General features: G+C 70.4%; 15 protein-coding genes. 11 read left to right on the top strand and 4 right to left on the bottom strand.

From position 1 onward, the window contains the following. The first annotated feature begins 11 nt into the window (after positions 1–11). Genes OG570_RS29050 through OG570_RS29040 form a run of 3 tightly spaced genes read left to right on the top strand, consistent with a single transcriptional unit; the run spans position 12 to position 4,097 of the window. Entirely contained in the window at positions 12–869 is an 858-nt protein-coding gene (locus OG570_RS29050) for a glycosyltransferase family 2 protein (protein ID WP_326952323.1), read from the top strand. Next, positions 862–1,524 carry an aspartyl/asparaginyl beta-hydroxylase domain-containing protein gene (locus OG570_RS29045; RefSeq protein WP_326952322.1) on the top strand — a complete coding sequence of 221 codons (663 nt, stop codon included), beginning with the start codon at positions 862–864 and terminating at the stop codon, positions 1,522–1,524. The genes OG570_RS29050 and OG570_RS29045 overlap by 8 nt, the downstream gene beginning before the upstream one ends. Before the next feature lie 44 nt (positions 1,525–1,568). Next, complete coding sequence (locus tag OG570_RS29040) at positions 1,569–4,097, top strand: tetratricopeptide repeat protein (RefSeq protein WP_326952321.1); 2,529 nt, start codon at positions 1,569–1,571, stop codon at positions 4,095–4,097. Positions 4,098–4,265: 168 nt separating this feature from the next. On the opposite strand, the gene OG570_RS29035 is transcribed toward OG570_RS29040, so the two are convergent. The 4 genes from OG570_RS29035 to OG570_RS29020 all read right to left on the bottom strand — a co-directional run bounded on the left by OG570_RS29035 (position 4,266) and on the right by OG570_RS29020 (position 9,017). Next, on the bottom strand, positions 4,266–5,207 hold the full coding sequence (locus tag OG570_RS29035; RefSeq protein WP_326952320.1) for a TIR domain-containing protein: 942 nt from the start codon (positions 5,205–5,207) through the stop codon (positions 4,266–4,268). A 26-nt stretch (positions 5,208–5,233) separates the two neighbouring features. Next, positions 5,234–6,229 carry a hypothetical protein gene (locus tag OG570_RS29030; RefSeq protein WP_326952319.1) on the bottom strand — a complete coding sequence of 332 codons (996 nt, stop codon included), beginning with the start codon at positions 6,227–6,229 and terminating at the stop codon, positions 5,234–5,236. Between the two features lie 1,577 nt (positions 6,230–7,806). Beyond that, positions 7,807–8,403: a hypothetical protein gene (locus tag OG570_RS29025; protein WP_326952318.1), complete on the bottom strand. Its 597-nt coding sequence runs from the start codon at positions 8,401–8,403 to the stop codon at positions 7,807–7,809. A gap of 95 nt (positions 8,404–8,498) precedes the next feature. After that, on the bottom strand, positions 8,499–9,017 hold the full coding sequence (locus OG570_RS29020; protein ID WP_326952317.1) for a hypothetical protein: 519 nt from the start codon (positions 9,015–9,017) through the stop codon (positions 8,499–8,501). 47 nt (positions 9,018–9,064) lie between these two features. On the opposite strand from OG570_RS29020, the gene OG570_RS29015 reads away from it, so the two are divergent. The 8 genes from OG570_RS29015 to OG570_RS28980 all read left to right on the top strand — a co-directional run bounded on the left by OG570_RS29015 (position 9,065) and on the right by OG570_RS28980 (position 20,209). Then, a complete protein-coding gene (locus OG570_RS29015; RefSeq protein ID WP_326952316.1) occupies positions 9,065–9,301 on the top strand; it encodes a hypothetical protein in 237 nt (78 codons plus the stop codon). Continuing rightward, positions 9,301–9,651 carry a zinc-binding dehydrogenase gene (locus OG570_RS29010; protein WP_326952315.1) on the top strand — a complete coding sequence of 117 codons (351 nt, stop codon included), beginning with the start codon at positions 9,301–9,303 and terminating at the stop codon, positions 9,649–9,651. The genes OG570_RS29015 and OG570_RS29010 overlap by 1 nt, the downstream gene beginning before the upstream one ends. A 403-nt stretch (positions 9,652–10,054) precedes the next feature. Further along, positions 10,055–13,651, top strand: coding sequence for a DUF4132 domain-containing protein (locus OG570_RS29005; protein ID WP_326952314.1), 3,597 nt, complete (start codon positions 10,055–10,057; stop codon positions 13,649–13,651). Beyond that, positions 13,648–14,736, top strand: a complete 1,089-nt coding sequence (locus OG570_RS29000) for an ATP-binding protein (RefSeq protein WP_326952313.1) — start codon at positions 13,648–13,650, stop codon at positions 14,734–14,736. Before OG570_RS29005 ends, OG570_RS29000 begins: the two co-directional genes overlap by 4 nt. Next, a complete protein-coding gene (locus OG570_RS28995; RefSeq protein ID WP_326952312.1) occupies positions 14,736–17,012 on the top strand; it encodes a DUF5682 family protein in 2,277 nt (758 codons plus the stop codon). Before OG570_RS29000 ends, OG570_RS28995 begins: the two co-directional genes overlap by 1 nt. Then, positions 17,009–18,127, top strand: a complete 1,119-nt coding sequence (locus OG570_RS28990; RefSeq protein ID WP_326952311.1) for a VWA domain-containing protein — start codon at positions 17,009–17,011, stop codon at positions 18,125–18,127. Before OG570_RS28995 ends, OG570_RS28990 begins: the two co-directional genes overlap by 4 nt. After that, positions 18,124–20,013, top strand: a complete 1,890-nt coding sequence (locus OG570_RS28985; protein WP_326952310.1) for a hypothetical protein — start codon at positions 18,124–18,126, stop codon at positions 20,011–20,013. Before OG570_RS28990 ends, OG570_RS28985 begins: the two co-directional genes overlap by 4 nt. Next, positions 19,955–20,209, top strand: coding sequence for an acyl-CoA dehydrogenase family protein (locus OG570_RS28980; RefSeq protein WP_326960196.1), 255 nt, complete (start codon positions 19,955–19,957; stop codon positions 20,207–20,209). Before OG570_RS28985 ends, OG570_RS28980 begins: the two co-directional genes overlap by 59 nt. Positions 20,210–20,310: the final 101 nt, after the last annotated feature.

The following is a 20,310-nucleotide window of genomic DNA, read 5'->3' as shown; positions in this document are numbered from 1 at the left end:
CGGCTGAGCTCGTGATCAGCATCGTGGTGACGAGCTACAACCAGCGAGCATTCATCGCCGACGCCATCGGTTCGGCGCTGCGGCAGACACGGCCGCCGGCAGAGGTGGTCGTCGTCGACGACGGCTCGACAGACGACAGTTGGCAGCTCATCCGCGCATACGGCGACTCATTGGTATCGATTGCCCGCGCCAACGGCGGTCAAGCCGCCGCGTGGAACACCGCTGCAGCCGTCACGACCGGCGAGTGGGTCATCTTTCTCGACGGTGACGATCGGCTCTCTCCGCACGCCGTCGAAGCGGTCGAGGAGGCAGTTTCCGGGGTCACCGGGGCGGCGAAGGTGCACTGGCGCATGCGGCTGGTGAACGAGCAGGGAACACCGCTCGGGATCGAGGTACCCGATACCGACCTGCCACGAGGCGACCGGCTCCCGGAGCTCGTCGAATACGGGTTCGACCGTGGGCCGAACCTCGCGACCTCTGCGAACGCGTGGCATACCGACTTTCTGAGCACGGTCTTGCCGATGCCCGAAGAGCCGTTCCGGATCAGTCCCGACACCTACTTGCTGGGTCTTTCCCCGCTGTACGGCATCACGATCGCCATCGACGAGGTTTGCTCGGACTACCGCAGCCACGAAGGCAACAACGGAGCGAAAGGTTCAGCCCGCTTCCGTGCGAGGGAGATCGTTCGCCGCTCCGCATTCGTATTCGACCTCGTCGGCAAGGAGCTGACCGAACGCGGACATCGCGTCGATGTGGGTCGATGGAAAACCGCGAATCTGTTTTACGCAGAGAGCGTACGCATTGCCGAGGAGCGCCGCTATGCCCGATCCGAGTTACGTAATTCTGGAAAGGCTGTTGAGCATGGTTGAGATGCTCGGCAGGCGGCACCGGTCGACTTGGCCGCTGCCGGCTCCCGAGGACTTCCCGTGGCTCGCCGCGCTCGAGTCCGAGGCGATGGCCATCAAGTCGGAGGCGCGGCGGTTATTCGATCGATTCGCAGCCATCGACACGAAGGCCATGAATCCGCTCTCGGTCGGCGTGACGGGAAGCTGGCGGCTGGTGCCCCTGGTCGATCGGACCGGTCCGTATCCGTATCTGCGTTCCACGCCCACGACGCAGGCAACCCTGGCCCGGATTCCCGGCCTGCGTGCTGCCGACTTCGCAGTGCTCGCTGCCGGTTCGCGGATCGCGCCGCACGTCGGGAACAATTGGGGAGTGCTCCGCGCCCACTTGGCGCTCACGGTTCCGGCCGGTGATGAAGCCTGCGCGTTGCGCTTTCCACAGCACGGCCTCGACGTGCCGTGGTCCGCCGGTCAGGCTTTCGTCTTCGACGACTCCTTCGAACACGACGCAGTCAACGACCGCGCGGGTGATCGGGTCGTCTTGCTCGTCGAGGCCGACCGGCCGCTACCGAGACCGACCGCCACGATCAATCGGCTGTGCCAGCGCTGGTACCGAAACCACCCCGTGCAGCGCGGTGTCAGAGAACGCGTGCTTGCGGCATACGAGCGTGTCTGCCGATGAGACTGCCGAGGCAGACGAAAGTGTCGTCCCGATGGCGTTGGTGGGTGGTGGGCGGCGCCGGGTTGACGGGTACGGTCGCCGCCATCGTCTGGCTGTTGCCTGCCGGCAACAGATTCTTCCTGGCCTATACAGCGCAGCCACCGGATCGGCAGAGTGCCTTCTCGGGGTCGGCCGGTGTTCTGCTCACCGCGGTGAGTCTCCTGGTCTCGGTCGGCGGAATCGCCCTGTCGTGGCGGCAGCTACGGCTCGATAGCGGTGCGCGTCAGGCCCTGCACCTGTCTGTCCCTGGTGAACACGATGCTCGACGTCCGCCGGGCATGACCTCTTTGGCTCCGCCGGAGGGGCTGCTCGGCGAGCACTTGTTCGGACGTTCCGCACTCGTCAAGGATCTCTGTGCCCTCTACGGGCGGCGAGCTCGGCGAGCTCCTCGTGTCCGGGTGCTACACGGTATGGGGGGCGCGGGAAAGACGACGGTCGCCCTGCTCGTGGCCGGTGAGCTGCAGAAGTCCGGTGTCCGGGTGTGGTGGGTATCCGCTGCGACGGAGACGAGTTTGCAAGCCGGTTTGCGTGAGTTGGCGGCCCGGCTCGGCGCCACCGACTCGGAGATCGATCGGGCCTGGACCGGCATGGGCAGCGCGCCGGATTTGCTCTGGCGTCTGTTGAGCGAACGAAAGGAGCGATGGCTGCTCGTCGTCGACAACGCCGACGACTCCCGCATTCTCGGTTCCGACGAAGACCCGGTCGCCGCCGGTCGGGGCTGGATCAGACCGGTCCGCGCACGATACGGTGCCATTCTGGTAACCACTCGTGACGGCCTCCACTCGACCTGGGGAGCACGGACTGGTGTCGACCTGTGGTGCCGTTTCCACCGTGTAGAAATGTTGTCCACAGCCGATGGCGCACAGGTTCTCCTTGACCACGCACGGCATTCCGGTACTCCTCAGGAAGCCGCCGACCTCGCCCGGCGACTCGGAGGCCATGCACTGGCACTCGGTCTAGCCGGCCGCTACCTGGCCGACGCCAACCAGCTGCGGCTTCCGGGTGCCATCACTACGTTCGCCGCATATCTGGCAGGTCTGGAATCCCGCGGGCTTCCGTCCGTCTTCGAGCGTCGAACCGGCACGCTGACGACGGCGGAGGCACGCAGGCTCGTCGACAGGACATGGGAGCTCTCCCTCGACCTCCTGCAGGACCGAGGGCAACCACAAGCCCGGACGTTACTGCCGATGATGTCATTGCTCGCCGACGCGCCGATTCCCTACCAACTCCTCGATTCTGCCATGATGGCGTCTTCACCACTGTTCCCAGGGATCGACGCAGCCGCACTCCGAGGGTTACTGCATGCCTTGAGCGGCCTCGGCCTGCTCGATCTCGGAGAATCAGGACCTGTTTCGCCGAGCTCCCTGTCCTTGCGGATCCACCCGCTCGTCCGCGACACCAGCCGGCTGCATCTTTCAGCGTCCGGCCAGCACTTGGACTACCTGGTCTTGGCCGTGCACCTCATCAGCCATTTCGGCCCTGAGGAAATCGAAGACCCGGCAAATTGGCCGACGTGGCGAGCCTTGGCACCCCACGCACTACACTTGCACGCCAGCATATCCGGGCCGGCGATCGCCAGTTCTCTCCTGGCCCAGATAGTGAAGTGCGCCGACCGTGCAGTGCAATATCTGGCCGAGAGCGGGTGGCACCTGGCCGCTCTCACAGAAGCGGAGTCCATCCTCCGCACCTCTCGAGATCGACTCGGCGCGAGGCACAAGCGGACTATGCACATCGAGTCCGTGTGCGCGTGGCTGCGGGGAGAAACAGGTAATGCCATGGCCGCACGTGACAGCTACGCGCAGCTGGTGCCGGTCCGCGAAGTGATCTACGGCCCGACGGATCCGATCACGTTGAGCATGAAGGCGAACCACGCCTGGTGGATAGGAGAGGGAGGTGATGCGGCGGATGCCCGCGACCGCTATGCGGAGCTGGTGGCCCTCCGTGAACGCATTTCCGGTCCCGACCAACTCGACACCTTGATCGCACGATCGGGCTTCGCCTGGTGGCTCGGTATAGCCGGCGATGCCGCCGGTGCCCGTGACGCATACGCTTCACTCCTTTTGACACAAGAGAAGGTATGCGGACCAGACCATCCGTCTACCCTGGTCGTTCGAGCAAATCATATCTGGTGGGCCGGCGAAGCCGGAGACGTCGTGTTCGCCCGCGATAGCAGCCGCGCCTTGCTTCCAGTGTTCCAGCGAATCTACGGCCCGGACCACACCGAGACGATAGGCTTGCTTGCCAGTCTCGCTCGCCGGACACGAGAGGCCGGAGACCCGATAGCGGCTCGCGAACAGCTCATGCACATCTTGAACATCCTTGAACCACGTATAGGCCTCGACCACCCGGAGACCCTCGTCATACGAATCGACCTTGCCGCATCCGTCGGCGAAGCCGGGGAGCCACACCGCGCCTGGGAGATGCTCACCGCCCTGCTACCGACAGTGGAGCGGATACACGGCCAAGAGCACCGAGTAGCGAAGGCTGTACGGCGAGGTCTCACCCGATGGTCCCGCGAACGGAAGCAGCCTTGATCGATGCTTTTGGAGAACCAGTGATTCATTTTCCCTTCGCCGAACAGGGGCCCGGTCGAGTCGCACGCCCCTTCCAGGACCGCAATTAGCTCCCCTCTCGATCCCCGCGTGGCTACGCCTCATCCGGAAGTCCGAAGACCTCCTTTGCGTCGCCGCTGGCGCTGGTCGTCAGGAATGCACCTCGGGATTGCCCCAGCCTAGCTCCGGCAGGTAGTTGGAGAGACCGCCCGCCATCCGCGCGCCGGCCAGCAACGGGCTTTCGATCATGCCGGGCCGGTAAGACTGCAGCTCCACGCGCAGCACGTCCGTGACATTCACCCTGAACACTCGTGACTGCCCGAGCCGGACGGTCTTTTCATCCCGCAGAATTCCGTCCAGGAAGACCCGGAAGACCCCCTTTTGGCTCGCGTCGGTCGCGTCGTCGAGGACACCGACGGTGGATTCGAACCGGCGGTAGCTCCTGCCCAGGTTGAAGCTGATCGAGCCTCGCGGGCTCTGCGCGAAGTCAGTGCAGCGGTGGATCACACTGTCACTGAAAAGACGGTTATCGATACTGACCGGACCAATCCGCACGTCGGACGAGCGACTGGTGGGCGTGAGACTGGTCAGCCGCACCGAGTCCGGTACTCCGGGGTTTGGGATGCCGTTCGACGTCCCGAGGTGGTCCCGGATCGAGTCGACGAGGTGCTTCAAGTCGTATTCCGCCGAGCGGTGGTGTATCCGGAGATACTGGCGGCGGGTCAGGTCCGCGATCGACGCGGGGAGCTCGGCGGCCTCGGGCATCTTGCGGTCGCCGACCAGCACGGGGATGACGGGCCTCCCGCTCGCGATCGCCAACTCGATCTCGGTGCGCACCCAGTCGGCAGGCGCATCGATCCGCCGTCCGCCTTCCTTGTTCCGGTCGAACCAATGCGGCCCGATCACCGCCAGGAAGACCGAACAGTTCGACGCGGCCTGAATCAGCGCCGGATCGAAGACGACCCCCTTGGGGATCGCCCGGCTCGAGCGGAAGACGTTGTCCTCGCCGAACACCCGGCACAGCTTCTGATCGATCAGCACAGCGGTGTCCTGCGCGTCGCCGTTGCGGAAGTTGATGAAGATCTCGGCCATAGGTTATCCCTCTGCTCCTTCGCAGGTCAGCTTCCGGACGCGACGACGTACGGCGATCCCCAAACCGCGTTACCGCTCCTGCAGGGTTTTCCGGGGGCGGTGGTGAACGACGTCCTGAGCTTCACCGCGAAGACGCCAGCGGGGAGTTCGACCGACAGCGGCTTCGCTTGTCCCGGATTCACCACCACGGTCTGTACGGCGTTCACCGCGTCGTCATTGACGAAGACCTCGAACTTCACCTCGAGCTCGGGCGAGGAGGTCGAGTCCGTTCCCACCGCCTTCACCTCCAGTCGGGTGAAGTTCTTCAGGCGGAACTGCTGTTCACGACTGTAGGAACTACTGTTGCACGTCGCCAACGTGTTCCACAGTGAGTTCGGGTACGGCGTCAGCTGCACGTCGTGATCCCCTCGCGAGAAGTTCCATTCGTCGCCGGGGCGCGGCAGGTCGAGCAGGAAGACAGGTGACCCCTTGGGTACGCTGGCACCGTCTCCGGGGACGGCAGGGGCCGCCGAGTCGGTGGCGGACTCCGTGGTCGATATCGGCGAGGCCGTGGTACTTACGTCCGACGGCGGGCTCGTCGGCGGTTCGACGGTGATCGTTGTGGGCGCGGCCGCGACCTGCGCCGGTCGCGACGTGGTCACACGGCCGACGACGAAGGTCCCCACCAGCAGCAATATGACGGTGACCCCCGCCAGAACCAAACGGGTCCGCCGTCTTGGGCTCCGCAACTTGCTCACCTTCCGGCCGGCGAGAGCTGACGTCAGTTCACGAGCGAAATTAGCGTCCCGCGTGACCACGTCGCGAACATGGAGTCGCAGCGTCTCCGACTCGACAGTCCCCGAAGGTCGCTCGACGAACCGTTCGAAGACCTCGGCGAGGAACGGATCAGAAAATCGGACCTGCACCCGGCTGAGGAGATCCTCCAACGGACCGTTGTACGTGGCGGGCCCCTCTGCCGACTTCCGCGTGAGGTAGTGCGACAGCACGGCCACCACCGTACGAGCCAGCTCGTCTTCACTCATCTGCATCTCCGTCTTTCCCGCTCGCGATCCACTGACCGACGAGCATACGTAAGAGAATCGATCATTGACACGTAGGCACTGATGTTCGATCCATCCGAGATCATTTCGTGAGATTCAACTCGAAGGACCTGATAATTGACCTAAAGATGTCCACTTTCTGTCCACATTCAGAAGTTCTGACCACAGCCTCGATCGACACCCCCCCCCCGGAATTAGTTTGATTTCCGATATCGATAGACACATTTGTTGAAATGTATCCTATCGCGACAGAGAATCAACAGACTCCGTTCAATCATGACGGAGATGAGGGCGGCGCCGTCGACGTGGTTTCGACGTCGACCCGTATTGCCTAAACTACATCTAAAGGTGCGGACCCTGGAGCAGCCACGCGATCACTCCAGTAGGTCGCCGCCTCGAAGCCCACGCAGGAGGACCTGCACACGACAGTCCTGACTTTGCACCAGACGGCTGAAATAGCTGGAAACGCAAGATGGAAGGCAGACCGCGCAAGCGCGGCATGTACTGTTGCTGTCCGGCACGGACATTGACCGCCGGTTCACCAGCCCTGCTCACGCACCCGCCCACGATCTACCTCCGGGAAGTACTGCTAAGGACGCAGTGAACCGGCGGATCGGTGAACTGTTCGACCGCGGGAACATCGGCCGAACCGCCAGTCAACTGGTCCAAGCTCAGCCGACGCAGCAGGCCGCGGGCGACGGAACTGCCCGGAAGCAACTAGATGACGCGGAAGCCAAGCTCCGGGCGTTCCAGGACGCCATCGCCGCAAGAGTCGACCCGGCGGCGCTCGTTGATAGCTCAACGAGGCACAGGCTGACCGCGCGGTAGCTCAAGCCGAGCTAGCGACGGCAGGCAAGCCAGCCGGACTCACGGATGCCGGGGTCTACACGATGGTCGACTCGCTCGGTGACATCGGGCCGCTCTCGCCGACAGCGAGCCAGGTAAGCTGGCTCAGCTCTACCAAGAGCTGCGGCTTGACCTGCGGTTCGACCACGAAAGGTCGTCGATGTGACGGTCTCTTTGCCGGTGAATAATGCGTGTTTCCGAGGACCGAGCCGACCCATGACCCCACACTGAAGTTCGCGGCTGGCCTGCAGCTTCCGTGAACGTCTGGGCTTCGGGGTTCTACTCCTTGTCTGCCGCGTCGGATCTGACGCGGTGAAGAACGAAGCCGATCCCGGCATCCTCGACGTCCAGGCCCATCTGCAACGCAAGCCGACGGGTCGAGCCGGCGGGCAGATTCAAAATAGTCACGATGTCCCGGGGAGGTCCGGGTCGTCCAAGCATCGCGTCCTCCTGACGGGCGTCGATGGCGTCCGCAGAGTGGTCTCCGATTCCATTCCTCCGGCAGGACACAAGAGCAGGAGACCAAGGCCGCACGTGGCGACGACGACCAGCAGGGCCTCTGTGGCGGCCGCGCCGAGTTGCTGTGCCGTCCACGATCGTCGTCAGCCACGCCGCACGGGCAGTCGACGATCCTCCCGTAGTAGCGCACAAACGCGTGGATGGCGGGGCTCACCCGACACCTCCGCCCGATCCCGAGGTGGTCACGGCCGCGCTCAAACGCCTGGACGCGGCTCGGACCCCTTGATCCGTTCGACGAGCTCGTCGCGGAACTCCCGCACCGCCTGAAACTCCGGTTCATCGCCGGTCGCCCGCTTCAACGCGCCTTCCAGGATCTTCAGCCCCTGGCCTTCGTCGCCGCACGCATCCGCCTGCCTCGCGGCGTTCTCCAAGGCTTTGGCGAGCTTGGTCCGCGCCTCGGGTTCCTGGGCGGCCTTATTGATCCGGATCCAGTTACCGCCCGGATCGACGACGGTGAAGCCGGTGTACCGGTCGTTGCGCAGCCGCGGCCGGGTCATCCGCGGGATGCCGGAGACGAGCAGTTTCCCGTGCACGGAACGCATCCCCGCCGCGAAGGCCTCGAACAGCTCGCCCGTGTCGGCCACGATGACCAGGCACGTGCTGTACGACTGCGCCGGGTCGTAGCCGTCCATCCCGAAAAAGTGCAGATTGATGTCCTCCCGCCGCACCGCGACGTGCGGGTTCGGCCGCGTCTGCCGATAGGTGATCTCGAAGCCGAGCATCTCGTAGAACGACGCGATCTCATCGATGGAAGGACAGGGCAGGAGCGGAATGGTCAGTTCGTTGGTCACCGCCCGAACGTAAGCCCGGACCTGCCGAAACGACACGGAGCTATTTGCTCATGCGAACAGCGTTACGCCCCCCGGCCGCCAAGGCCGTTCTGGCGTCAGCTGTGCAGGCCGAGCCCGTTCAAGCAGCTCTTCGCGGAACTCGACGCCGATGTCCGCTCCTCCTCCGAGGCGTGCACCCCCCGCGCCACGTCGAGCCCGGCGGCGTACTCCGCGCTGCGATCGGCGACCTGTCCGTAGGTGATGGTCCGCATGTCGTCCGTGTAGGCCGGCCGATCACGGGGATGAGCGGGCAATGCAGCGACGAGCGGCCGAACGACCTGGATCTGTTCCACTGCTCCGGGTAGACCGCAGGTTCCGCGTTCTCTGCCGCAGGGGGACGTTTCCGCGACGTCCTGGTGATGGCCGGCTGCGACGCTGTCCAGGTTCCCGTCGCGGGAGCAGAGCTGTCCCATGCCGCCGCCACCGAGGGTTCGCGCGAAGCTTCCCGCGCTGGCGGTGGACGCGGCCTCTCCCACCGCACCGGCGGCGGTGAAGGAGCGGCCGCCGCGAAAGAAACCGGCCGCACCGCCGCTGTCGAGCGCCGCGGCGCTGGCGGCGTTGCGCGCGGGCGACAAGAAGCCGCCGGCCGACCCGTCGCGCGGACCTCGTCGACGGGGACTTCTTGCCGGAGGGCACCACACTCGTTGCCGCAGGTAACGCCGAGATCACCGCATCGGTGATCGGAGACGGAGGCATCGGCTTCGGCGGCCGGACTTACGACACGCTCGCAGATGCCGCCGCCGCTGCAAGCGGCGCGTCACCCAACAGCTGGACGTACTGGGTCGCCGACTTGGCCAACGGCCACTGCAGCCTGTCCAGCCTCCGCGAAGCCTCCCTCGGCATCCGCACCGAGTCGTGATGCCCGGGGACCCGGTCCAGCCCACCTCCCCAGCCCCGCGCCGAACAGATCGTCCTGATGGGACGCCACCGAGCCCGCACAGTTCGGCGCCACCGACGTCGTCTCCTCCTGCGGCGCCGAAGGCAGCGAGGCCCGTCCGCGAACTGACGGGAGGACACGGCACACACGTCGTACTGGACGCGGTCGGCCACATGCTCACCTACGAACAGGCCATCGGCATCGTCCGTCGCGGAGGCATCATCAGCCGCGTCGGCGTCCCGCAGTACGAGGAAGCCCCGATCGGCTTCGGCGGCCTCTTCCGTCACGACCTCCGCTTGGCCGGCGGCCCCGAACCTACATCGAGGAACTGATGCCCGACATCCTCGACGGTGTTCCGGCCGCCTACCAGGACATGGCCGACCGCAAGAGCCTGAAGGTCCTCATCAAGATGTAACGAGCATGGAACGCTTCCCCGCCGCCGTACGACTTCAGGAACTGTCGGGCGGTGCCAACGGTTCCACCCTTGCTGCCGTCGGGCCGGTCGTCTCGGGTCAGTGATCAGCCCCCTGTGCGGGATTCACGTTGATCTCCGCGAGCGTCCGGCCGACGGCCGGCGCTGGTCGAACGTCTTGGCGGCCACCGTCGGAACGCCCCCGTCGTGATCTTCACCAAGCACCTTCGCGGACCCCGATCCGCGCGATCCACTCCGGACTGTCGGTGGGTCCGGCTAGCTTGGGCACACGGTCGGAGAAGTACGGCAGGGAAGAGTGGAACGTGCGGCGTCTTGAGTACATCGGCGGTGGCTCGGCGAAGTTCTGGGAGGGGGTGGTGCAGGGCACCGACGTGGTCGTGACGTGGGGGCGGATCGGGACCGGCGGGCAGTCCAAGCGCAAGGGGTTCGGCTCGGCCCCCGACGCGGCCGCGTTCCTCGCCAAACAGGTCGACGAGAAGGTCAAGAAGGGCTACACCGACACGGGCGCGGTGGCCACCGAGGCACCGTCCGTCCAGGAGCCGGCCGTCCAAAGCACGCCCGTCGCGAAGACCGCGGTGACCGTGGTCGACGAAGACACCTTCGACCCACCGGCGGGCGTGGTGCGGATGGCCTACGCCCGCCGGGACCTGGGCAAGCCCCGGTACCGCCCCTCCCCCGACGCGCACGCGGCGGCCGGCAAGCTGCTGGCCGCGTACCGGCACGAGATCGACGAAGTGCTCGACGCACCGGACACCGACGAGCCGGTCGCCGCCGCCGCGCGTGCGCACCTCGGCGGTACCGCGGACCCGCTGGGCGCCGCGGCGGTGCTCACCGTCCTCAGCGCCTCCGTGACCTACTACGACCGGGACGACCTCGGCCGGTTCGGGCCGTACTGGCTCGCCGAGCACGGGCTGTTGTTCGCGGCCGAAGCGGCGATGCGGCTGGCCACCCTCACCCCTCAAGGCCTCGGCGGCCGGCAGGCAGCGAACGCGGTGCGGCACCTGGCCGAGGGCGAGCACCTGCCGTGGCGCTGGGCGGGCCCCGAGGTGCTCGGGGAGGTCCGCGCGGCGGTCGCGGCGGCGGACGACGCCGAGTACGCGCGAGTCGTCGAGGTGCTCGGCGGCTTCCGGAAGAGCCCCGGCACCCGGCTGGTCGCGGCGTTCCTGGCGCCCACCGAGCGGGCGTGGGTGGACGAGCTGCCCGCCGAGGTCGACGACCACGGGCACCTCGCGGGGTGGATGTACCTGTGCGCCGTGCACAGCGTCGAGCAGCTAGAAGGGCTCGGCGACGCCTACGGCCTGCACCGTCAGTCCAGGACGCTGCCGACGATCGTGCGCACGATCGGCCCCGCCGCCGCGCCGGTACTCGTGCGGTGGACCGCGAAAGCCGACAACGACATGCTCAAGCGCCTGCTCGCGGCGATCGTCGCGATGCCGACCGACGACGCGTTCCGCGGGCTGGTCGCCCACGCGGCGAAGGCACCGTTCCGTGCCGCGCTGCAGGAGGCCGTGCTGCGCTACCCGGTTCGCGCCACCCGGCTGCTGGCCGAGGCGGCCGCCGAGGGCGGCAAGAGCGGCGAGGTGGCCGCCGAGCTGCTGCGGGCCCACCTGATGGCGCGCCCCGAGCTGCTCACCGACGTCGTGCCGACGCTGCCGGAAGCGGCGAGGCAGGCCGCGTCGGCCACCCAGGAAGGTGTCGTCCGGCTGCCCGACGCGCCGGCCGAGCTGCTGCCGCCGGTGCTGGTCAGTCCGCCCTGGACCCGTCCGCGCGACACTGCGCCGCCGGTGGTGCTGACCGACCTGGCCGTGGCCGCGCCGACGCGTGTCGTGTGGGAAGACGGGGAACGGGCTCAGGTTCTCGCGCGGGGGACGCGCGACTCCTCCGGCCGCCACACCCGTCCCGGCACCGATTGGGCAGAGGAGCTGGAGAAGCACCGCGGCAGCGACTGGATGCTGCCCTCGATACTGCTGCACGCGCCGGAGGAACTGGCACTGCCCGTGCTCACGGCCTGGCAGCCGAAGCGGCTCTACAACCTCGATGTGTGGGGTCCGGCTCTGCTGGCCCGGTTCGGGACCGCCGCGGTCCCGGTGGTCGTCACCGTGGCCGCCATGAACAACGGGCAAGACGACTTGAAGGCGCTGCTGCCCGTCCTGGACACCGAGGTCGCCGCGATCATGGCCACGGCGATGGCCCGCCGCAAGCCGGCCCGGCCGGTGGTGCGGGCGTGGCTCCTGCGGCACGGCCTGGCGACCTTGCCCTACCTGGTGCCCGCCGCGCTCGGCCGCGCGGGCAAGGCGCGGGACGCGGCGGAGGCCATGCTCCGCACGCTCGCCGCGCACGAGGGCACCGGCACCGTCGTCGCCGAGGCCGGCCGGCTGGCCGGTGCCGAGGCGGGCGACGGGGTGGCGCGCGTCCTCGCCGCCGACCCGCTGGAGCTGTTGCCGAAGAAGATGCCGGCGCCCGGCGCGTGGGCCGATCCCGCCGCGCTGCCGCAGATCCGGCTGCGGGGTGCCGACGTCGCGCTGCCCAAGGCGTCGACCGCCGACCTGCTGACCATGTTCGTGCTCGGGACCCCCGACGAGCCGTACGGCGGTATCGCGCAGGTTGCCGAGGTGTGCGACCCGGGCTCGCTCGCCGAATTCGGGTGGGCGGTGTTCGAAGCGTGGCGCAAGGCGGGCCTGCCGGCCAAGGACGGCTGGGCGCTGACCGCGCTGGCCGCCGTCGGCGACGACGAGACCGTGCGGCGGCTGTCGCCCGTCATCCGTGCCTGGCCGGGCGAGGGCGGGCACGCCCGCGCCGTCACCGGGCTGGACGTGCTGGCCGAGATCGGCACCGACGTCGCGCTGATGCACCTCAACGGCATCGCGCAGAAGGTCAAGTTCTCCGGGCTCAAGCAGCGCGCCGGGGAGAAGATCGAACTGGTGGCGGCCAAGCTCGGGCTCACCGCCGAGCAGCTCGCCGACCGGCTGGTGCCCGACCTCGGGCTCGCGGAGGACGGCACGATGGTCCTCGACTACGGCCCGCGCCGGTTCGTCGTCGGCTTCGACGAGGCGCTGCGCCCGACCGTCTCCGACGAGGACGGCACCCGCCGCAAGTCGCTGCCCAAGCCCGGCGCGAAGGACGACCCGGACCTCGCAACCGCCGCCTACCAGCGGTTCTCCGCGCTGAAGAAGGACGTCCGCACCCTGGCGAGCGACCAGATCACGCGGCTGGAGCGGGCCATGGTCGCGGGACGCCGGTGGAGCCACGAGGACTTCGCGCGCTACTTCTCCGGGCACCCGCTGCTCCGGCACGTCGTGCGCAGACTGGTGTGGGGCGTCTACGACGAGCAGGACTCTCTGGCCGGCGCGTTCCGGCTGGCCGAGGACCGCACGCTCGCCGACGCCGACGACGAGACCTGCACCCCGGCCGCGGGCACCACCGTCGGCGTCGCCCACCCGCTGCACCTCGGGGACGCGCTCACCGCGTGGTCGGAGGTGTTCGCCGACTACGAGATCCTGCAACCGTTCCCGCAACTCGGCCGGCAGGTTCTCGCGCTGACCGACGAGGAACGCACCGCGCTCACCCTGGCGCGGTTCGGCAAGGTTTCGGTGAGCGTGGGCCGGGTCCTCGGTCTCACCAAGCACGGCTGGGAACGCACCGCGCCGCAGGACGGCGGAGTGGAGGCCGGTGTGGTCAAACCGCTCGCGGGCGGCTGGTTCGGGGTGCTCGAGCTGGAGGAGGGCATCGTCGCGGGCGAGCCCACCATGCTCGGCGAGAACCAGGAGATCCGGCGCGTGTTCCTGTCGCCCGATCACGACGGCTGGTGGGGCCGGGAGGACACGCCGCTCGGCACGCTCGACGCGGTGTCGGCGAGTGAGCTGCTGGCCGACCTGACCGAACTGGTGGGCGCCCCGTGACCGCCGGGCAGGACCTGCAGCGCCCGCCCGCGGAGGTCCGGTTCGCCGACGAGCTGGTCCGCCTGCGCGAGCAGGACACCGCGCCCCGTCCGCCGGGGTGGGCCCTCAGCCTCGACGCGGCCCGCCGGTTCGTCGTCGGCGACGCGAAGCTGGGGGTGCGCAAGAAGTTCGTCGGCGACCCGTCCCTCGTGGACCGGGCCCTGGTCACCCTCGCCACCAGCCGCGGGCTGCTGCTGGTCGGCGAGCCCGGCACCGCCAAGTCGTTGCTGTCGGAGCTGATCGCGACCGCGGTGAGCGGCGTGTCGACTCTGACCATCCAGGGCGGCGCGGCCACCACCGAGGACCAGATCCGCTATTCGTGGAACTACGCGATGCTCGTCGCGGAGGGCCCGTCGACGCGGTCGCTGGTCCCCGCGCCGCTGCTGCGCGGCATGGCCGAGGGCAAGGTCGTCCGGTTCGAGGAGATCACCCGCTGCCCGCTGGAGGTGCAGGACTCGCTGCTCTCCCCGCTGTCCGACCGGGTCCTGGCGGTCCCCGAGCTGACCGGGCGGGACGCGATGGTGTTCGCCACCGACGGGTTCAACGTGATCGCCACCGCCAACACCCGCGACCGCGGGGTCAACGAGATGAGCGCGGCGCTCAAGCGCCGGTTCAACTTCGAGACCGTGTTCCCGATCCCCGACCTGGACACCGAACTGGCGCTGGTGGCGACCGAGTCGGCGGAGCTGCTGCGCCGTTCCGGGGTGCCGGTGGCGCAGCGTCGCGACGTCCTCGAGGTGCTGGTCACCACGTTCCGGGAGTTGCGCGCGGGCACCGGAGGTGGTGGCGGGGAACGGCTGTCCACGGTGCTCAGCACGGCGGAGGCGGTGTCGGTCGCGCACGCCGTCGGCCTGCGCGGCTGGTACCTGCGCGGCGAGGCGGGGACCGGCGAGGACGTCGTCGAGTGCCTGGCCGGGACGGCCGCGAAGGACAGCCCGGACGACCTCGCGAAGCTGCGCCGCTACCTCGAGCACGACGCCGCGCGGCGCAAGGGCTCGCCCGCGTGGGCGGAGCTGCACGGCGCCCGGCTGCGGCTGCCGGGCTGATGGCGGCACCGGTACACGGGGGCGCCGTTCACGTCATCGGGGTCCGCCACCACAGCCCGGCGTGCGCGCGGCTGGTGCGCGAGACGATCGCCGCGCACCGGCCCGCGCACGTGCTGGTCGAAGGACCGGCCGACTTCACCGGCCGCATCGGTGAGCTGCTGCTCGGGCACACCCCGCCGCTCGCGATCTTCAGTTACGTGCGCGACGCCGCCCGCACCCGGCTGTCGTGGGCCCCGTTCTGCGACTACTCCCCCGAGTGGATCGCGCTCACCGAGGGCCGGGCCGTGGGCGCGCAGGTGCGGTTCATCGACCTGCCCGGCTGGCGGGCGACCGACACGGAAAACGTCTACGCCGACGCGGAACGCCGCTACACCGACGCCACGGAACGGCTGTGCCGCGCGCTGTCGGTGGACAACGTCGACGTGCTGTGGGACCACCTGGTCGAGGCGCACCCGCACGAGGGGCTGGCGGAACGCCTCGCCGCGTACTTCGACCTCGTTCGCGGCGAGGCGGACGCGGGGGCGGAGGACACCGCACGCGAGGAGTACATGGCGCGGTGGGTCGCCGCGGCGGCCGCGCGGGACGAGGGGCCGGTCGTGGTGGTGGTCGGCGGGTTCCACCGCCCGGCGCTGGTGGCCAGGCTCGCGGACGCCGGCGGCACCACCGCGAACCCGGACTGGCCGCCGGTCACGGACGTGCCGGCGGGCACGGAGGCCGGCAGCTACCTGGTGCCGTACTCGAACCGCAGGCTCGACGCGTTCACCGGCTACGCCTCCGGCATGCCCTCCCCCGGCTACTACCAGCGGCTCTGGGAGGCCGGGCCGCAGGAGGCCGCGACCGGGCTGGTGGCCGACGTGGTGACGCGGCTGCGGGCCCGCAGGCAACCGGTGTCCACCGCCGACCTGATCTCGGCGAAGGCGCTGGGCGAGGGGCTCGCGGCGCTGCGCGGGCACCCGCACCCGGCCCGCACCGACGTGCTGGACGGCCTGGTGAGCGCGCTCGTGTCGGACGCGCTGGACCAGCCGCTGCCGTGGTCGGCCCGCGGCCCGCTGTCGCCCGGCGCGCACCCGGTGGTCGTGGAGATGGTCGCCGCGCTCACCGGCGACCGCACCGGCCGCCTGCACCCGGACACCCCGGCGCCGCCGCTGGTCGGCGCGGTCGCCGCGGAGCTGGCCGCGCTCGGGCTCGACGGCACCCGGGACGTCCGGCTGGACCTCACCGACGCGACCGACCTGCGGCGCAGCCGCGCCCTGCACCGGCTGCGCGTGCTCGGCGTCCCCGGTGTGGAACGGAAGTCGGGCCCGTCGGCGGGCCGGGACGCGACGGCCGCCGAAGGCTGGCAGCTCACCGCCTCCGACCGGCGCGAGTCCGCGCTGATCGAGGCGGCGGCCCGGGGCGGCACCCCGGCCGACGCCGCCACCGCCACGCTCGCCGGCCGGGTCGACCGGCGCAACGAGGTGGGTTCGCTCGCGGGGCTGCTGTACGACGCCGCCCTGTGCGGCCTCGCCGACCTCGCCGGTGACCTGACCACCCGGGTCGCGGCCGGGGTGGCAGCGGCGCGGGAACTGGGGCCGCTCGGTGCCGCGCTGCGGGTGGCGCTCGGGCTGTGGCGCCACGACCGGCTGCTCGGCACCGCGGGCAGCGCGTTGCTGGGCACGGTGGTCACCACCGCGGCCACGCAGGCGCTGTGGCTGGCCGAGGGCATCCGCGGCGGGGACGTCCCCGCCGAGCCGGCCCGGTTGCGGGCGCTCGCGGCGGTCCGGGACGCGGTCCGCGACGGCGGCGCCGCGCTCGGCCTCGACGCGGACATCGCGATCGGCGTCGGCGGCCGGCTCGTCGCGAGCCGGGACGTGCCGCCGGACCTGCGCGGCGCCGGGCTCGGCCTGTGCTGGGCGCTGGGCGCGGCGGTGGTGCCGAGCGACGCCGTGCCCCGGGCACCCGCGGTGCTCGGCGACTGGCTCGCCGGCCTGTTCGCGGTGGCGCGGGAGGAGGTGCTCGACGACGGCGGGCTCACCGCGGTGCTCGACGAAGTCGTGAGCACGTTGACCGCCCACGACTTCCTGATCGCGCTGCCCGCGCTGCGGCAGGCGTTCGAGTTCTTCCCGCCCGCCGAACGGGAGCGGTTCGCGACCGCGCTCGTCGCGCGGCACGGCGGCGAGGGGTCGGGGCGCGGGCTGTTGCGGGTGCGGGCCGACCCGGTACTGGTGGCCGAGGGCGCGGCCATCGAGGAGGCGATCGACGAGATGCTCACGCGGGCGGGATTGGCGGACCTGTGAACGACGGACCGAGCAGCGACCTGGAGCGCTGGCGGCTGGTGCTCGGCGCACCGGCGGCGGGCATGACCGGGCTCGAGGGCGAGACCGCGGCCATGGACGCCGCGCTGTCGTGGCTGTACGGCCGCGATCCGGACCTCGCCGAGCGCGGGGTGCGCGACGGCGGGAGCGGGAACTCGAACCTCACGGCGGTCGACTGGCTCGACGACGTGCACCGCCTGTTCCCCCAGGAGACCGTCGAGCGGCTGGAGCGCGACGCGGTCGAGCGCTACGACATCCACGAGATCGTCACCGACCCGGAGGTGCTGGCCCGGGTCGAGCCGAACCCGGCGCTGCTGCGGGCCGTGCTGCGAACCAAGCACCTGATGAACCCGGAGGTGCTCGCGCTGGCGCGGCGCATCGTCGCGGAGGTGGTCCGCGAGCTGGTGGCACGGCTCGCGACCGAGGTGAAGCACGGCCTGACCGGCACGCGGCTGCGCCGGCCGAGCAACTTCCGGCAGGCCCGCGACTTCGACTTCCGGGGCACCGTGCGGGCCAACCTCGCGCACTACCAGCCCGATTCGAAGCGCCTGCTGATCGAGAAGCCGCGGTTCACCTCGCGCGGGCGGCGGCACACCCAGCCGTGGCAGCTGGTGCTGCTGGTGGACCAGTCCGGCTCGATGGTGGGCTCGGTGATCCACTCCGCGGTGACCGCCGCCTGCCTGTGGGGCGTGCCCGGCCTGCGCACCCACCTCGTCGCGTTCGACACGAACGTCGTCGACCTGACCTCGGAGGTCACCGACCCGGTGGAGCTGCTGATGAAGGTGCAGCTCGGTGGCGGCACGGATATCGCGCGCGCGGTCCGCTACGGCGCCGGCCTGGTGGACGCGCCGAGGCGGGCGATCGTCGCGATCGTGTCCGACTTCTACGAAGGCGGGGACGAGGGGTCGCTGGTGCGCACCGTGCACGGACTGGTCGGGCAGGGCACGCACGTGCTGTGCCTCGCCGCCCTCGACGAGACCGCGAACCCCGACTACGACCGGGCACTCGGCCGGCGGCTCGCCGACGTGGGGGCGCACGTGGGTGCGATGACCCCGGGCCACCTCGCCGAGTTCGTGGCGGACAGGATCGGCCGGTGAGGGCGGACCTGCTCGCGCTGACCACCGACGCGCTCGCCGCCCTCGCGAACCGGGGCCTGGTCAAACGCGCGACCCGGGACCTCGACGGCGTCCCGCCGGTCACGTCGGCCGGGGACGGCACGGTCGAGGCGGTGTTCGCCGACGGCACGCGGGTGGTGCTGCCGCCCGGCCGGGGGCTGGACGCGGCGAGCTGCACGTGCGGCGCGCCGGGGATGTGCCGGCACCGCCTCGGCGCCGTGCTCGCCTACCAGCGCGATCACGCCGCCCCGGCGGCGGCACCGGCCGGAGAGGTCCCGGCGGGGTGGCCGGGGGCGGTGACCGACGAGGAGCTGACCGCCCGCTTCGGGGCCCGCACCCTCACCGCGGCCCGGCGCGCGGTGGGCGGCGGGCTCACCGCGCGGGTGCGCAGGCCGGCCATGACGGTGGAGACCCCGGCGGCCACGGTGCGCTTCCTGGTACCCGGCGAGCTGGGTTTCGTCGACTGTGACGCCCGCGCGGAAGCCAGGGACGTCCTCGTCGTGGTCGCCGTCTGGGCGTTCCGGCAGGCGGACGTGCTGGCACCCGCGGATCCCGACGTGACCGTCGAGCTCGCCGGCCGGGTGGACCGGCCCGCGGCCGGGGCGGCGACCGGCGCGATGGCCGCGGTCGCGGCGGCCGCCGGCGAGCTGCTGCGCACCGGGGTCGTGCCGGCCGACGAGGTTCTGGTCGCCGCGCTGCGCCGCGAGCACGCCGCGTGCGAGCGGGCGAACCTGCGCTGGCCCGCCGCGGCGCTGGCGGAGCTGGTCGAGCAGCTGACCGCCTACGGCACACGGTCCGCCCGGCACGAACCGGTGCGGGTCGCGGAACTGATCGCGGAACTGCACGCCCGCCACCACTCCGGTGCGCGAGCACCCGCGCGGGTGCTGGGCACCGACGAGCCCGCGGAGACCCCGCTGCGGCAGGTGCGCCTGGTGGCGCTGGGCTGCCGCGTGGACCACGAAGACGATGCCGACACCGCTGAGGTGTTCCTCGCCCATCCCGGCACGGAGACGGTGCTGGTGGTGCGGCACCGCTGGCCGGCGGGCACGGGGCCGATGCGGTCCCGCCGGCTCGCGGGCACGACGCTGGCGGCGCTCGCCGCGGGCAACGTGGTCAGCGAGGCGGCGGTGCGCAGCGCGGGCCGGGTGGTGCGGTTCGGGGCGGGCCGGCTGGCCCGCACCACCGTCAGCCCGGTGGGCGAGTCGTGGGCCGGGCTGCCGCCCGCGCTGCGTCCGCCGGTCACCGAGGCGCTGGCCCAGCTGACCGGCCTGCCACCGAGGGTGGTCCGGCCGCGGGTCGCGGCCGAGCTGGTCCGGGTGGTGCCGATAGCCCGGGTGCGGCAGGTCCGCTACCTCGCGGGCGCCCAGCGCCTGGACGCGGTCGTCGTGGACCCCGGCGGCGCGGAGGCCACGGTCAGCCTCACCCACCGCGCGACCGCACCCGGCGCCCTCGACGCACTGGCCGAGGCATTGGCAGGCGACCCGCTCGAGGTGTCCGGCGCCATCCGGCGAGCGGGCGGCGGGCTGGTCGTCGAGCCCTTCGCCGTGCGCACCGCGGCCGGGGTGGTGGTGCCCGACCTGGCGCCCGCGACCGGCAGCGTCCCTCCGGCCGCGGGTCCCGTCCGGCCACCCCCACCGGCCGCCGCGATCGAGGGCGCGCTGGCCCTGCTCGCCGAAGCCGCGCACCGCGGCCTGAACCGCCTGCCGCCCACGTTCCCGGCCAGGGCCACCCCGATCACCGCCGCCCTGACCCGCACGGGCCTGGCCCGCTGCGCCGAGGCGGTCCGGGCGTGGAGCACCGCGCCGGCCGATCCCGCCACCTGGCTACGCGCCGAGATCCGCCTCCTCACGGCGAACGAGCTGCACTGACGCGCCCGGACCGCGCGCACTCGACCACGCGGTGGCGTACGTCAAGGAGCGCAAGCAGTTCGGCAAGCGCATCGCCGAGTACCAGAGCATCCGAGATCGCGTCGACGATCGAGCGGCAGCTGCGGCTCGACGCGACGTCGTCCCGTCCCGCGGGCCGCGTCGTAGAAGTCCTCGGCGTCGCCGACATGGGCGATGAGCTGGACAACACGCCGGAGGTTGTAGCCGGGGTTCTGGTCGCCGATCACGGAGACCAGAACGTCGGTCAGCTACGAGGCCGACGGACGAGATCATCGCTGA

Origin of the sequence: Amycolatopsis sp. NBC_01286, from assembly GCF_035982555.1 — a bacterium.
Classification (GTDB): Bacteria; Actinomycetota; Actinomycetes; order Mycobacteriales; family Pseudonocardiaceae; genus Amycolatopsis.
This window is presented reverse-complemented; position numbering and strand designations above follow the sequence as displayed.